This is a genomic window from Sphingomonas flavescens, from assembly GCF_030866745.1.
GTDB classification, from domain to species: domain Bacteria; phylum Pseudomonadota; class Alphaproteobacteria; order Sphingomonadales; family Sphingomonadaceae; genus Sphingomicrobium; species Sphingomicrobium flavescens.
Genome location: NZ_CP133016.1, coordinates 1,679,516 through 1,693,356, shown reverse-complemented (window position 1 = coordinate 1,693,356; position 13,841 = coordinate 1,679,516). Strand labels below are relative to the sequence as shown.

Genomic DNA, 13,841 nt, shown 5'->3' with positions numbered 1-13,841 from the left:
ATGGATAACGCGCTTCGCAGCCGCTTCAAGTTACCATTGCTTGCAGGGTGGAAAGGCGGTCCGCCTCATGCGCGGGCTTGTCGCTGCGGATGCGGCTCACGCGCGGAAAGCGCATCGCCAAGCCGGACTTGTGGCGCGAGCTTTTGTGAATCGAATCGAAGGCAACTTCGAGGACCAATTCCTTCTCGACCTCTCGCACTGGGCCGAAGCGCGCGGTGGTGTGCCCGCGGATCCAGCGGTCCAACCATTTCAGCTCTTCGTCCGTGAAGCCGAAATACGCCTTGCCCACGGGCGACAGCTCGTTGTCCTCGGTCCAGCAGCCGAAGGTGTAATCGCTGTAGTAGCTGGACCGCTTCCCCGATCCCCGCTGCGCGTACATCAGCACGCAATCGGCGGTTAGCGGATCGCGCTTCCACTTGTACCACAGGCCCGTGCGCCGTCCGGCGACGTAAGGACTGTCGCGGCGCTTCAGCATCATGCCTTCGATCGACACGTCGCGGGAATTGAGGCGCATGTCCTCCAGCGTTTCGAAGCTGTCGGCATTGATCATCTGCGACACGTCGAAACGCTCGGGATCGAGGCCTCCCGCGAACGCCTCCAGCCGAGCGCGCCGCTCGGTCCACGGAAGTTCGCGCAAGTCCTCATGACCATCGAACAAGATGTCATAGAGCCGGACGAAGGCCGGATAGCTGCCCAGCATCTTGGCGCTGACGTTCTTCCGCCCGAGCCGCTGCTGCAGTGAATTAAAGCTGGCTGCCGCGCCGCCATGCACGTCGGCAACGCCCTGGTCCGTCCCGCGCACCAGCAATTCGCCGTCCAGAACGCCGGGCGTCCGGAACGCCTCGGCGACATCCGGGAAGCTGCCGGAGACATCGTCGCCGGTGCGGCTGTAGAGGCGCGTATCGCCGCCGGCGTGGACGAGCTGGACGCGGATGCCGTCCCACTTCCACTCCGCCGCATAGTCATCGAGCGATACGCGCGTCTCTTCTAGCGGGTGCGCGAGCATGAACGGCCGGAACACCGGCACGTCCCGCACGGTCGGCTGGTCGGCGCGTCCTTCCGCCCAATCGAACAGCTCGGTGAACGGCGGCTTGAGGCCGTGCCAGACTTCCTCGACCCCCTCGACGTCCAGGCCAAACGCATCTGCCAACGCCTGCTTCGCCAACCGCGCGTTGATGCCCACCCGCAGTTCGCCGAGCGCGAGCTTCAGCAATGCGTAACGGCCCGACGCGTCGAGATGATCGAGCATCGTTTCGAGAATGCGCGGCGCGTCCAGCTTCGATGCCGAGCGTAGACGGTCGACCGCGTCCGATATCCGGATCGTCGCATCGTCGATGTCCGACGGCTCGCCGTCGCGCTTGGGCCACAGCAGCGAAATCGTCTCCGCACTGTCGCCGACATAGTCGCGGCTCATGGCGTAGAGCACGGGGTCAATCCGCTCGGTCACCAGCCCCCGAACCGCGGCAGGCTTCACGTGGGGAATGTCGAGCGTGCCGGTCAGCGCCGCCAGCCCGTAACCACGATCCGGATCCGGCGTCTCCTTCAGATAATCGCCGATCAGCTGGAGCTTGGTGTTGCGCGACCGCGTGTAGACCAGGTCGTCGAGCAGCTGCGAAAAGGCGCGCATCAGGCGGGCTGCAGCTCCGCATTACGGACATGCTCGGCGAGATCGGTGCTGGCCAGGTTCTTGGCTTTTGCCTCGACCTCGACGTCGGTCCAGGCGAGATGGCGCTCGACCAACCGGTTGACCGCGCGGTTCCACATCCGGTCGCTATGCCCGCGCAGCTTGGATGGGCCGAATCCAGCTTCGCCTAGCGCCGCAAAGTCTGGCAGCGTGTCCGGGTCGTGATCCCCGAGATAGGTCTCGCGACTGACCGAGATGTGCGACAGCGGCCGCACGCCGCGCCAACTCTCGATGACCCGAGCGACGCGCGGATCGTCCGGCTGCAGCCACTCGCCACGCGAGAAAATCCAGTGGTGATGAAAGTCGACCAAGATCGCGACTTCGTCTCTAACCTCAAGCAGGTCATCGAGCCCAAAGCTGATCTCGTCATTCTCGATGGTGATCAGGTTGCGCGCCTCCGGCGAAAGCCGCCGCAAATTCGCACGGATCGCCTCGACGCCGGCGCTCCTCGCACCGCCGTGGATGTTCACACTCGCGCCGTGCGGGTGCCAGCCCTGACCGTAGCCCAGCATGGCGAAAATCTGCGCATGCTCGTCGATGTCGTGGATCGCATTGTCGAGCGCGCCTTCGGTCTTCGTTGCGAGGATTGCATGCTGCGCCGGATGCATCGACAGCCGCACCCCTAATCGCCGCGCCAGCTCCCCCGACTTCGCCAATCGCGCTTCGACCTCGCGACGCAGACTGTCAGGCCATACGCTAGCCGCCGCGGGGTGACCCCAGCCGATCAGGAAACCGCTGACAACCCGGAACAGCCGCTCCAGCGGAGGCAGCGCGCCGACATAGGCGATCTGCCGGTCCAGCGTATCAAGATTGCAGCGGATGACTTCCTCGAGCTTCGCCACCGGATGCTCGGCGCGAACGATCGACGCCACCGTCGGCCCGCGCATGTTCAGCACGCGTTGCTCTTCCTCATCGCCCGACGGCGAGACGAAGGTGCAGCAAAAGCCGATCCGCGCAACCACAAGCGTCCAATGCGCGAACGGCCTTGAGGTGCCGAGCCGGGCTTTAGTGCAGGCGGATGGCGAAGGCAGCGAGGATTGCGTTGCTGTCGGCCGGCGAGCGGCTGTCGAGCGCTTCGTCGATATGCTCGAAGCAGGTGCGCATCGCCATGCGGTGGCCGGGCAGCAGCGCGCGCTGCGCTGTCGAGCGCGCCAGGCTTTCCAGCGCGGCGAGGCCGTTGATGGCGGCGAGCTGGCGTATCGCATCCATTCGCGCATGCAGGTCGAGTGGCGAAATGCGCGGCCCGGCATTGCGGATCTCGGCCAGTCGAAGGCCGATCTCATTGCGCACCTTGGCGAGCGGGTCCGTAGCCATTCGCGTCTCTCCGTCGATTTAACGGAGGTTCGCTCAGGAAGGTTAAGAGGTCGTTACAGCGGTGTGTCGGTTGACAGAATCACCTGCGGTCGTCATGTGGCCCCGAACGAGCGGCGTCAGGCCGCTTTTATTTTTCAAGCCTTTGGGACTTTTACGATGGCCAAGCCGGCAACCGTCAAGATCAAGCTCGTCAGCACGGCTGACACCGGATTCTTCTACGTCACCAAGAAGAACCCGCGCACGCAGACGGAAAAGATGGTCATGCGCAAGTACGACCCGAAGGTCCGCAAGCACGTCGAGTTCAAGGAAGCGAAGATCAAGTAAGCCGCTGCGCTAGCCGCGCCGCTTAGTCTTCTTCTCCTCCGGGCTCATCGGGCCCGCCACCGCCGCCACCGTCATCGTCGCCGCTCAGATCTTCGGGCGGCTCGACGTCCGCAATTAGCAAATCCTCGACGGTCTGCGCGAACTTCATAACCGATATCGGCTTGGCGACATAAGCCTGCGCGCCCGCCGCGCGGATGCGCTCTTCGTCGCCTTGCGCCGAATAAGCGGTCACTGCCATGATCGGCACGTCGGCCAACTCGTCGTCTTTGCGGATCATCCGGATGAGATCGAGGCCGCTGACATGCGGCAGCTGGATGTCGGTAATCACCAGGTCCGGGCGGAATTCGCGCGCGGCGCTGATCGCCTCGCGGCTGTCGGTCACCGCTTCGGGATTATGCCCGTGTGCCGCCAGCAAATCGCAGAACAGCTTGATGTTGAGGGCATTGTCCTCGACGATCAGGATCTTGGCCAAACTCTACCCCTTCTCGCCACAGTCTAACCCGTGACGCGTTTGAACGACAGTGATCCCTTGGTTCTTTCGCTCGCCGCGCTGGCGGCAACGCTCGGCGATGAGCGTCGGGCGCAACGGTTCCTCGATTTGACCGGAATCGGGACTGACGAGCTGCGCACGCGGGCAGCGGAGCCGGACCTCCTCGCAGCTTTGCTCCGCTTTCTCGAAAGCTACGAACCGGACCTGCTTGAGGTGGCCGCGGCGATTGATGTGAAGCCCGAAGCTCTCGTACAGGCGCGTGAGAAACTCGAACGAGGCGAGCGATGAAGACGATTTTGATCACCGGCGCGACGGCGGGCTTCGGCGAGGCTGCAGCGCGGAAGTTCGTCGTAGGCGGCTGGCGTGCAATCGGTACCGGGCGGCGGGGCGAGCGTCTGAAGGCGCTGCAGGATGAGCTCGGCGACAATTTCCTGCCGCTCGAGATCGACATGCGGGACCGGGACGCGCTGGAGGGTCTGGCGAAGCTCGACGCGCCGTGGGGCGATATTGACCTGCTGCTCAATAACGCGGGACTCGCTCCGCCAACCGACCCGCTGCCGGCAACGGATTGGGACCGCGTCGAAACCGTGATCGACACCAACATCACCGGCCTCGTGGCGCTGACCCGCGCGCTGCTGCCGCAGCTGATCGAGCGCAAGGGCCAGATCATCAACCTGTCGTCGGTCGCCGCCACCTACCCCTACAAGGGCGGCGCGGTGTACGCAGGTACCAAGGCGTTCGTGCGTCAATTCTCGCTCGATCTGCGCTGCGACCTTGCGGGTACCGGCGTCCGCGTGACTTCCATCGAACCGGGCATGGCCGAGACGGAATTCACCATCGTTCGCACCGGCGGCGACAAGGACGCGTCCGACAAACTCTACGCCGGCATGGACCCGATGACGGCCGATGATCTCGCCGATCTGTTCTGGTGGATCGCCAACCTGCCACCCCGGCTCAACATCAACGCAGTCGAACTGATGCCGGTGACGCAGAGCTGGGCAGGCTTCGCGGTGAATCGCGAGGGTTGATTCCGTAGGCGCGCGGTGCTTGGGCCGCGCCATGAGCATTGACCAACGCCTCACCGAGCTGGGCATCGAGCTGCCGCAGGCCGCTGCCCCCGTCGCCGCCTACGTCCCGGCCGTCGAGCGCGGGGGCATGCTGCACATCTCCGGTCAGATCAGCTTCGCCGAGGACGGCAGCCTGGTCAAAGGCCGCCTGGGCGACGACGTCGATCTCGACGGCGGCATTGCCGCCGCCCGCCGCTGCGGCATCATGCTGTTGGCGCAGATGAAGGCAGCGCTCGGTTCGCTCGACCGGGTCGAAAAGGTCGTGAAGCTCGGCGTGTTCGTGAACAGCAGCCCCGACTTCGTCGATCAGCCCAAGGTCGCCAACGGCGCGTCGGAGCTGATGCAGGACGTTTTCGGCGAAGCCGGACGCCATGCCCGCAGCGCCGTCGGCGTCGCAGTGCTCCCGCTCGGCGTCGCGGTTGAAGTCGACGCCATCATCGCGGTGAAGGCCTAGTTCATCCGCACCCGCCTACCCATTTGAGGGCATGGCCGACCGCGAAGCCCAGTTCGTCGCCAAGATCGCGTCCAGCGTCGCTGGCCTGAACGGCGTTGCCTGGGACCGGCTGGGCGCGGACGACCCGTTCCTTAGCCACGCCTTCCTGTCGCTGCTGGAAGAATCAGGTAGCGTCGGGTCCGGCACCGGCTGGACGCCCGCGCCGATCTTGGTCGAGGACGAGGCTGAGCGGCTGGTAGCGGCGGCGCCAGCTTATCTGAAAACCCACAGCCAGGGCGAATATGTATTCGACCACGGCTGGGCCGACGCTTGGCAGCGCGCCGGCGGCGAATACTACCCCAAATTGCAGATCGCAGTGCCGTTCACGCCGGTGGCAGGTCCCCGCCTGCTTGGCTCGCGGCCGCAGGAGCTGCTGGCAGCGATCGAGGCGGTCACGACGCAGCATGAAATGTCATCGGCGCACATCACCTTCCTCGACGATGCCGGTGCGGCCGAAGCCGAGCGGCGCGGCTGGTTGATGCGTGACGGTGTCCAGTACCACTGGTTCAATCGCGGCTACGGCGATTTCAACGACTTCCTCGGTGCTCTTTCCAGCCGCAAGCGGAAAGCGATTCGCAAGGAACGGGCGGCGGCGGTTGAGGGCCTCGATATTGTCATTCTGCGGGGTGACGAAATCGGGCCAGACGATTGGGACGCCATGTGGTCCTTCTATCAGGACACTGGGTCGCGGAAGTGGGGCAGGCCCTATCTGACCCGTGAGTTCTTCAACCTTATCAGCGAACGCATGGGCGATGCCGTTCTACTGTTTCTGGCCCTGAGGGACGGGAAGCCAATCGCTGGCGCGCTCAACTTCGTCGGCGGGGATACCCTCTACGGCCGCTACTGGGGCTGCACCGAGGAAGTGCCGTTCCTGCACTTTGAGCTCTGTTATTACCAGGCCGTCGAATGGGCCATCGCGCACGGACTAAACTCCGTTCAGGCCGGCGCGCAGGGCGAGCACAAGGTCGCGCGGGGCTACGAGCCGGTGGTGACGCGCAGCGCGCATTTTCTGCCCAACCGCAGCTTCCGCAATGCGGTCGCCGACTTCCTGAAAGCGGAGCGCGAAGGGGTCGCAGCCGAGATCGAGTGGCTGCGACGCGATTTGCCTTACAAAGAGTCGTCGCCGGCGTAGATCCCGACGCGTCGCTCTGCCGCGCTGGCCATGCCGCGATACATTGCCGGCGTGGTGAAACCCCATGCTGCGTCGCCGCTTGGCGCGACCGCGATCAGCCCGCCCTTGCCGCCGAGCGCCTGGATGTCGGCGAGGACCGCGTCGAGCGCCTGCTGCAAGCCCTCGCTGCCTAGTCGAATGCGCTCGGCAAGCTGGTGCGCAGCGACAGCGCGGATGAAATATTCGCCCGATCCGGTGGCGGAGACAGCTGCGGCGCGGTTGTCGGCGTAAGTGCCGGCCCCGATCAGTGGCGAATCGCCGACGCGGCCCCAGCGCTTGGCGGTGATACCGCCGGTCGAGGTCGCCGCCGCCACGTTGCCGTGCACGTCGACCGCAACCGCGCCGATCGTTCCATATTTGATCGGGTCGGCGTTGCTGCCCGCGGCCAGTGCCTCCTCGAGCTGCCGCCGCCGCTCGGGCAGGATGAAGTATTCGTTGTCGACCTGCTCCAGGCCCGCGGCTTCGCCGAAGTGATCGGCAGCATGACCGCTCAGGAAGACGTGCGGCCCTTGCTCCATGAGCTTGCGCGCAAGGCTGATCGGGGCGCGCGTGGTCGTGATACCCGCAACCGCTCCAGCGCTGCGATCGCGCCCGTCCATGATCGCCGCGTCCAGTTCAGCAACGCCTTCCTCCGTCAGCACGCTGCCGCGTCCGGCATTGAAGCAGACGTTGTCCTCCAGACTCTTGGCGGCTGCTTCTACCGCATCGACGGCGCTGCCACCCGCCGCGAGGATTGCCTGCCCGGCGTCCAGCGCGTCATTCAAACCCTGCCGCGCATTTGCCTCATGCGCGGGATCGCCGTGCGCGATTCGCTCAGAACCTGCGCCGCCGTGAATCACCAATCGCCAGGGAGTGTCAGCCATGCGGCGCGCCTTAGCGGCGCCGACTTGCCGGCGCCAGTTGACCTAGCCTCAGGTCTCATATAATTATGATATCAATTAAAGGGAGGCTGAAGTGACCAACGATAACGTAATCGCCCTGACGGCGACCAGTGAGCGCCCGGCGACCACTTCGAGCGGCTATGCCTTGCTGGTTGTACTCGTCGTCGCGGTGCTGGCAGATATCTACGGCGTCAATCAGATCGGCACCCATGACGGCAGCGTGCTTGGCCTGGCTATCGTCGCAATTGCCACGCTGGCATTCATCGTGATCATGCCCGGTTTCTTCATGCTGCAGCCCAACCAGGCCGCCGCAATCACCTTGTTCGGCGCTTATCAGGGCACCGACCGCACCACCGGGCTGCGCTGGACGTGGCCCTGGCTAGCCAAAAAGAAGGTGTCGGTCCGCACCAACAACTTCATCTCCGACAAGATCAAGGTCAACGACCTGCGCGGCAATCCGGTCGAGATGGCGGCGCAGATCGTCTGGCGCGTTGTCGACACCGCGCAGGCGCTCTTCGATGTCGACGATTACAAGCAGTTCGTCCGCGTTCAGGTCGAAGCTGCGATACGCACCATCGGCTCGCGTTATCCCTATGACGACTTCGCCCATCAGGAAGTCACCTTGCGCGGCAATCACGATGAGGTTGGTGTCGAGCTACGCAAGGAGCTGATGGCGCGGCTCGCGGTCGCGGGGATCACCGTCGACGAATGCGGCTTCACGCACCTCGCCTATGCGCAGGAAATCGCGGGCGCGATGCTCCGCCGTCAGCAGGCGCAGGCAGTCGTCGCGGCAAGGCAGACCCTCGTCGAAGGCGCTGTCGGCATGGTCGAGATGGCGCTGGAGCAACTGAGCGCGAAGAACGTCGTGGAGCTGGATGACGAGCGCCGCGCGGCGATGGTCTCGAACCTGATGGTCGTGCTCTGCGGCGAGCGCGACACCCAGCCCGTCGTCAACACCGGCACACTCTACCAATAAGCGCCTGTCGTGCCGGACGACGACCGCAAGGCCTATCCGCTCCGCGTCGATGCAAGCCTGTGGGCAGCCATCGAACGCTGCGCCGGCGCGGAGCTGAGGAGCGTTAACGCCCAGGTCGAATGCCTGCTGCGCGAGGCGCTCAGTGCGCGTGGAGTCAAATTGAGAGCACCCGTTCAACGAAAGCGCGGGCGTCCGCCCAAGGAGAAAAAGTGATGAGCGACAACCCCGAATGGTTCGCGCCGAAGCGCTACGGATTTGGCTCGGGATTGCCGATCACCTGGCAGGGCTGGGCGGTTACCGCCGCATTTGGTGCCCTGATTGCCATCGGAGTCTATTTCTTCCGCGACCGTCCGCTGCAGCTGGCCGCCCTCATGGCGCCCGCCATCCTCGCGTTAGTTCTCGTCTGTGCCCGCACCACGCGCGGCGGCTGGCGCTGGCGCTGGGGCGGCGACGACTAACCGACCGAAAGGTCGCGCTGCTGGTTGACCAGCCGCCATTCGTCGAGGTCGGCCAGCATGATCCGCGCCGACTGCTCAGCAAGGTCGGCGGCGCGGGTCAGCGTGACGTCCTTGCGCAGCTCCCCGTCGATCTGCCGCAAAGTGCCCGCGGTCGCCAGCGAACGCAGCGCATCACCGCCGAAATCGCCCTGGAAGCGAATGCCGAACACCGCGGTGCCGAGGGCCGGGAAGCCGGCGGACACGAGTGTGAACCAATTGCCGTAGGTGTTCACGAACGCCGCGTTCATGGCGAGTCCGATGATTGTCGCGACCGAGACGATCAGCGTTGCCGCGAACAGCACCATGCCGATCTGCCCCAGCCGGTGATCGAGCAGGTTGATCTGGCGGGCGTTGCGGGTGTGGTACTCAACCTGCGGCGCCACCTCGTGCTCCGCGATTGCGACACCGAGCCGGGCCGCGCATTCGCGGTCGATGACGCCCGCCGGGCAGCCCATCGCCCGCCAGACACCGCTCGCGTACCAATCGATCCAGCGCAGGGGCACGGGATTGGTCGACGTGCCGGGCGGGTCCGGCGCGGCAATCCCAAGCATCTTCAGACTGCGCATGGGGCGTAGCCGCTCGGCAAGTTGCCGATAGTCGAGCCACCGCCGGTGCCATTGGTGTCGCGACCCGACCGCGGCGTTGATGATGATGGCAAAGGTGATCAGCAATTCGAAGGCCGCGAACTCGAACTTCAGGTGCGGTGCCATGAACGCGCTAAGGCCCAGGCACACCGCGACGCCGCCCAGCACGAAGTTGAAGATGTGCCCGCTACGATAGGTCTGGGCGAAGTGCGTCGCCAGCCGGTCCGCCCAGCTGTACGCATCTTCAAGCGATCCGATCGGCGCATTGATATTGTGCGCTTCCGCGCAGCCTGCCCGGTATCGCGCCCATTCATCGCGGATTTGCGCGACTGCATAGCCCGGCGTCAGGTCGCGGGCGCGGAACCTGCGCACGCCTGTTGCGGTCAGCAGCAAGGAATATTCCAGGCGCGCCCGCAGGCGAGGGGATCGTTCGCGCAGGAACTGCCGGAGAAAGCCCTGCTCCACCTCATCGGGCGGGCCCATCAGCAGGCCGCGAAGAAGCTTGTCGACGTCGCCGCGCTCGAGCGGTCGCGCGACGCTCGGATCGTCAGCGACCGTCAGCACGACAGGATCGAATGCGCTCCACAGGATCCGCGTGTCGCCGCCGGGCGCTAATGGGACGTGGATGATCGCCGTCCCGCGCGTCAGCGCCAGCTGCACCACTTCGCCCGTGCCGCCGCGGCCGCGGGGAGGAAGCCCGTCCCAAACCGCGATGAGCACATCGCAATGGGCGACGGTCGCCCGCCCGGTCATCACATAAGCATCGAGACCGTCTTCCGGATCGCCCGGAAGCTCCAGTACCCGCGAAGCACGCGCCAGCAGCGCGTCGTAGCGCGCGCGGCCTTCGTCATTGGCCAGCGAGTCGCGGTAGACGCTCCGCTCGAACGGAACGATCGCATGCAATTCCCATCCAAGGTCGAGCGCGATCTCGGCGGCGATCTGATCGGCGCCGTCGGCAATCGGCGAGACGAAGCGCATCGCGGTGGGGGTGGGCCCGAAGCAATCCTGTTCGGCCAGAAGCAAATCACGCCCCGATTGCTCAATCCGTTCCAGTACGTCCCGAATCCGTGAATGCAGGATCGGCAAGCTGCCCGGCGGCAGGACATCGGCGCGGTGGCCGGTGATGCCGACCGACAGCACGAAGGGCACCGGCGGGGGCCCGGGGGGCTTCACGCGCGCGGATGTTGGTGAGGAAGCCATTCCGCAGTGAATGAACGCGGAGATGGCTCGCCCGTCAACGTCTGGGATCGCGCCTCAGAATTCCTTCCCGCCCCCATTGTCGATGATCGGGTCGACCGACGGTTTGTTAGTGAAATGGATCGCGTAATTCAGCGTCTGCGCCGGACCGTCGTTCAGATCGAAGAAGACCATTTTACCGTTGGAGGTGATGACGGGTCCGAGGATCTGGGTCGAGTTCACCCCCGGGGGCGCGGGATTTGTCTTCGGGCCGGTCCACACCGACAGTCCGCCGGGATTCCGGAACGTCGCGCCCTGGCCCGCGACGTCGACGATGAAGATGGCCGGCCCGTCGCCCTTGTTGATGGTCGTCTTCGCGGCGTTCGGATTCATCTCCCCGCCTCCGTTCAGCTGGACCTTCCACTCGTTGGTAGCCTGTTTCCAGACCAGCTTGACGTTTTCAGTCTTGAAGCCGGAGGCCGGCGTCATCGTTCCCTTGCGATTGTCGCAGCCGCTGATTGTCAGGGTAATTGCGCAGCCCACAAGCCATGCGACGCGTAGATGGTTTCCATTCCTCATCACTATCCCCCTTCTGATTGATGGGACCGCGTCTCAGCCGCCGCCGCCATTCTTGATGATCGGGTCGCAGTCATGCCGGCCGCCATCCTCGCCAATGACGTTCAGCCGGTACTGAAGCGTTCGGGCCGGCCCGGTGTTGAGGCTGCGAATGGTGAGCTTGTTGGGATTGCAGTCGAGGACTTCGATCTGGTCCGTATTGACGCCCGCTGGCGGACAGCCTTCCTGTTCCCACACATCGATCGGCGCGGAGGTATCGAACCGAAGTTTAAAGTCCGTATGGTCGCGGATCTTGAACTGGATCTTCTCCGGTGGTGCGCCCGCGGCGATATCCACTCGGTGATTTTTAGCGGGTTTTCCATCGGAGGACTCCCAAGCCACGGAACCGCCATCGATGTGCGCAGTGAACTCGACGTCTTGCCCCATTCGTCCCTCCCTAAGCCGCGGACCGAAACCCAATCGAACGCAGACGCATTTCGGCGGTCGCGGCTTCGCCATTCCGGCCCAATCGCTTCAGCAGTTGCGCGCGCACGGACATTTCAAAGGGCTGTTCCGCAACGTCTGCCGGCAATTGCTGCAAGCCCGTCGACCACGCGGCCGTCGCCGCGCTCATATTTGCGGACTGACGTTGCGCATCACCGATCAGCCGCCATGCATTGGCGCGCAGATAGGCATCGTTGACCGCATCGCCGCTCCGAACCGTCTGCAGGATCTGCGCGGCGCCCTGCGCGGCTTTAAGCGATGCGAGGGCGTCGCCCCGGTCAGAAGCGATCCGCGCTTGCACCATAAGGCAGTAGGACGCGCCCTGCTTCCACACATATTTGACCGGCACTCGCCGGTTGAGCTCTGCGACCAATTGGCAAGCGCGCTGATTTTCGGTCGCGGCTTCATCGGTCCTCCCCAGCGCCAAGAGGGCCCACGCAAGATCAATTCTGGCGCGATAGGCATATTCTTTCCAGACGGCGTTCGCAGGCTCCTTTGGGATCAACACATCCGACAAAGCCACTGCAGTTCTAAGCTGCTCGGTTGCGGACTGCATCTCGCCCTGATCGATTAATAGTCGGCCAAGCTGACGGTGAGCCGGGATCAATCGCTGCTGATACGAAACGTCACCGGTGGCGGCAGCGAGACGATCAAGGATCTCGATCTGCCTGCGCCGCTGAGCAACGGCCGCCTGATAATTGCCCGTGGCCGCTTCTGCGTCGGATAACCAGGCGAGGGACTCCGCAACGGACTGCTGGTAACCCGTATTGCGCGGATCGGCGGTGGCCACCGCTTCCATGGTCGCCAAGGCTCGCCGAAATTGTGCGGTTGCTTCAGAAAAACGGCGGAGGTCGGACAGTACGACACCCAAGTTGGTCTCGGCGTACTGTTCCTCCATTCGATATTTCATGCTGTCCGGTTGCAGGGCGACCATCTTGAACGCTAGGCGCTTGTACTCGCGCATAGACTGCTCAGCCGTCCGAAAATCACCCTGTTCGTGGGCGATCTGGCCATAATAGAAGACATTCTGCGCATGCTCGAACAGCGCGTTCGCATCATCCGGACTGCGCGCGACGGCCTCGGCGGTTCCGGCCATCGCTTCGCGGTAGAGTTTGGTCGATCCGTTGATATCCCCGCGGGCACTCGCCACGCCGGCCATCAGGCTTAGCGCCTGCGAGCGCTGCGCTAATGCCGCGTCGGAAAGGTCCTTGGTCCCGATCTTGCTGTAGTAAGCAAGTACCCGCGAGCCGACTCCGTCCAGCGCGTCCAGCTTGCCGACGGGTTCGAGCTTGGCCTTAAGATCGCCGAGCATGAACCCGATCAGCCCTTCGGCCTCCCGTCGCTGCTCTCGCGCCTCATTGCGGGCCTGGAAGGCCGTCACCGCCAAGGTGCTCGTGACGGCCATTCCACCGAGCGAGGCCGCCGCCAGCCAGGCCATCCGCCGGTGACGACGTGTGGTGTCGCGCTGCACCAGTTCGTCCAGCCCGACCCCCAGCATGCCGGCGACGAGTTTGAGGAAGGCGACGCGCTGGCCCTCTCCGCTCTCGCGGAAATCGGCGGCCAGGGGCTCCGCGCGCTTGGCCGTTTGGTGGCCGCGCCGGTCGTATTTGTAGCGCAATGCCGGCGGGAAGCATTCCTCCTTTTCGTGGCCGGGCACATCGCTGGCGAACGGTTCGCCCGCCACGACGGCCGCCAGAACGCAGCCCTCGGGTCGCGTCCGCTTGAAGCTTTCGATTTCCTGGTTGGTCCAGCGCGATGTCGCCGCGGTGGGCGAGCAGAGGACGATGAGGAATTGGGATCCGGCCAGGGCAGCCTTGATTTCCTGGGCCAAATCCCCGCCGGCCGACAAATCCTGCTGGTCACGGAACACCGGCGCAAGCCGCTTCGGGACAACTCCGTTGGCCGTGAGCTTTCCCGCCAGCGAGTTCGGGACCCTGAACTTTTCCAGCTCACGGTGAAGCCAGTCGGCCAGTTCCTTGTCCCGGTGGCTGTAGCTGAGAAACGCATAATAGCGCGTGCGAAGTCGCGGTGCGCGAACCTTCGTGGCGTCCGTCGCACCATCTGCCGTCGGCAATCGGGCCAGCTTCGCCATGCGGCGCCCCCGAGCGAGTCCCCGTTAACCCCG

Annotated in this window: 16 protein-coding genes and 1 pseudogene; 8 read left to right on the top strand and 9 right to left on the bottom strand. The window is 64.6% G+C overall.

The genetic code is table 11. The features are described from left to right. Nucleotides 1–25: 25 nt before the first annotated feature. The 3 genes from QU596_RS08695 to QU596_RS08685 are packed head-to-tail and all read right to left on the bottom strand — an operon-like array spanning nt 26 to nt 2,998. Nucleotides 26–1,627 (bottom strand): cisplatin damage response ATP-dependent DNA ligase, encoded by a 1,602-nt coding sequence (locus QU596_RS08695; RefSeq protein ID WP_308515005.1) that lies wholly within the window; start codon nt 1,625–1,627, stop codon nt 26–28. Beyond that, nucleotides 1,627–2,646: an apurinic/apyrimidinic endonuclease family protein gene (locus QU596_RS08690; RefSeq protein WP_308515003.1), complete on the bottom strand. Its 1,020-nt coding sequence runs from the start codon at nt 2,644–2,646 to the stop codon at nt 1,627–1,629. Before QU596_RS08690 ends, QU596_RS08695 begins: the two co-directional genes overlap by 1 nt. A 43-nt stretch (nt 2,647–2,689) precedes the next feature. Beyond that, nucleotides 2,690–2,998 (bottom strand): hypothetical protein, encoded by a 309-nt coding sequence (locus tag QU596_RS08685; RefSeq protein WP_308515001.1) that lies wholly within the window; start codon nt 2,996–2,998, stop codon nt 2,690–2,692. Nucleotides 2,999–3,154: 156 nt separating this feature from the next. Between QU596_RS08685 and rpmG the strand changes: the two genes are divergently transcribed. Beyond that, nucleotides 3,155–3,322 carry a 50S ribosomal protein L33 gene (gene rpmG / locus QU596_RS08680; protein ID WP_308514999.1) on the top strand — a complete coding sequence of 56 codons (168 nt, stop codon included), beginning with the start codon at nt 3,155–3,157 and terminating at the stop codon, nt 3,320–3,322. Nucleotides 3,323–3,437: 115 nt separating this feature from the next. Here rpmG and QU596_RS08675 read toward each other — a convergent pair. After that, nucleotides 3,438–3,785 (bottom strand): annotated as a pseudogene (locus tag QU596_RS08675) (response regulator); the annotation flags it as partial. A 39-nt stretch (nt 3,786–3,824) separates the two neighbouring features. On the opposite strand from QU596_RS08675, the gene QU596_RS08670 reads away from it, so the two are divergent. The 4 genes from QU596_RS08670 to QU596_RS08655 are packed head-to-tail and all read left to right on the top strand — an operon-like array spanning nt 3,825 to nt 6,504. Then, on the top strand, nt 3,825–4,100 hold the full coding sequence (locus tag QU596_RS08670; RefSeq protein WP_308514997.1) for a DUF3572 family protein: 276 nt from the start codon (nt 3,825–3,827) through the stop codon (nt 4,098–4,100). Then, nucleotides 4,097–4,840 carry an SDR family NAD(P)-dependent oxidoreductase gene (locus QU596_RS08665; protein WP_308514995.1) on the top strand — a complete coding sequence of 248 codons (744 nt, stop codon included), beginning with the start codon at nt 4,097–4,099 and terminating at the stop codon, nt 4,838–4,840. The genes QU596_RS08670 and QU596_RS08665 overlap by 4 nt, the downstream gene beginning before the upstream one ends. 31 nt (nt 4,841–4,871) lie before the next feature. Continuing rightward, complete coding sequence (locus QU596_RS08660; RefSeq protein ID WP_308514992.1) at nt 4,872–5,333, top strand: RidA family protein; 462 nt, start codon at nt 4,872–4,874, stop codon at nt 5,331–5,333. 31 nt (nt 5,334–5,364) lie between these two features. After that, nucleotides 5,365–6,504, top strand: a complete 1,140-nt coding sequence (locus tag QU596_RS08655) for a GNAT family N-acetyltransferase (RefSeq protein ID WP_308514990.1) — start codon at nt 5,365–5,367, stop codon at nt 6,502–6,504. On the opposite strand, the gene QU596_RS08650 is transcribed toward QU596_RS08655, so the two are convergent. Beyond that, entirely contained in the window at nt 6,480–7,406 is a 927-nt protein-coding gene (locus tag QU596_RS08650; protein ID WP_308514988.1) for an isoaspartyl peptidase/L-asparaginase family protein, read from the bottom strand. The genes QU596_RS08655 and QU596_RS08650 overlap by 25 nt on opposite strands. A 187-nt stretch (nt 7,407–7,593) precedes the next feature. Between QU596_RS08650 and QU596_RS08645 the strand changes: the two genes are divergently transcribed. Genes QU596_RS08645 through QU596_RS08635 form a run of 3 tightly spaced genes read left to right on the top strand, consistent with a single transcriptional unit; the run spans nt 7,594 to nt 8,858 of the window. Then, nucleotides 7,594–8,400, top strand: coding sequence for an SPFH domain-containing protein (locus QU596_RS08645; protein WP_420030970.1), 807 nt, complete (start codon nt 7,594–7,596; stop codon nt 8,398–8,400). A gap of 9 nt (nt 8,401–8,409) precedes the next feature. After that, nucleotides 8,410–8,613 (top strand): type II toxin-antitoxin system antitoxin, encoded by a 204-nt coding sequence (locus QU596_RS08640; protein WP_308514984.1) that lies wholly within the window; start codon nt 8,410–8,412, stop codon nt 8,611–8,613. Then, nucleotides 8,613–8,858 carry a hypothetical protein gene (locus QU596_RS08635; RefSeq protein ID WP_308514982.1) on the top strand — a complete coding sequence of 82 codons (246 nt, stop codon included), beginning with the start codon at nt 8,613–8,615 and terminating at the stop codon, nt 8,856–8,858. Before QU596_RS08640 ends, QU596_RS08635 begins: the two co-directional genes overlap by 1 nt. On the opposite strand, the gene QU596_RS08630 is transcribed toward QU596_RS08635, so the two are convergent. The 4 genes from QU596_RS08630 to QU596_RS08615 form a co-directional block, all read right to left on the bottom strand. Next, on the bottom strand, nt 8,855–10,654 hold the full coding sequence (locus QU596_RS08630) for a DUF4231 domain-containing protein (RefSeq protein WP_308514980.1): 1,800 nt from the start codon (nt 10,652–10,654) through the stop codon (nt 8,855–8,857). The two genes, QU596_RS08635 and QU596_RS08630, sit on opposite strands and share 4 nt — an antisense overlap. Before the next feature lie 81 nt (nt 10,655–10,735). Then, the gene (locus QU596_RS08625; RefSeq protein WP_308514978.1) at nt 10,736–11,236 is read right to left on the bottom strand and encodes a hypothetical protein; all 501 of its coding nucleotides are present in this window, start codon (nt 11,234–11,236) and stop codon (nt 10,736–10,738) included. A gap of 33 nt (nt 11,237–11,269) precedes the next feature. Further along, complete coding sequence (locus QU596_RS08620) at nt 11,270–11,659, bottom strand: hypothetical protein (RefSeq protein WP_308514977.1); 390 nt, start codon at nt 11,657–11,659, stop codon at nt 11,270–11,272. A 10-nt stretch (nt 11,660–11,669) separates the two neighbouring features. Further along, nucleotides 11,670–13,808, bottom strand: a complete 2,139-nt coding sequence (locus tag QU596_RS08615) for a TIR domain-containing protein (protein WP_308514975.1) — start codon at nt 13,806–13,808, stop codon at nt 11,670–11,672. Nucleotides 13,809–13,841: the final 33 nt, after the last annotated feature.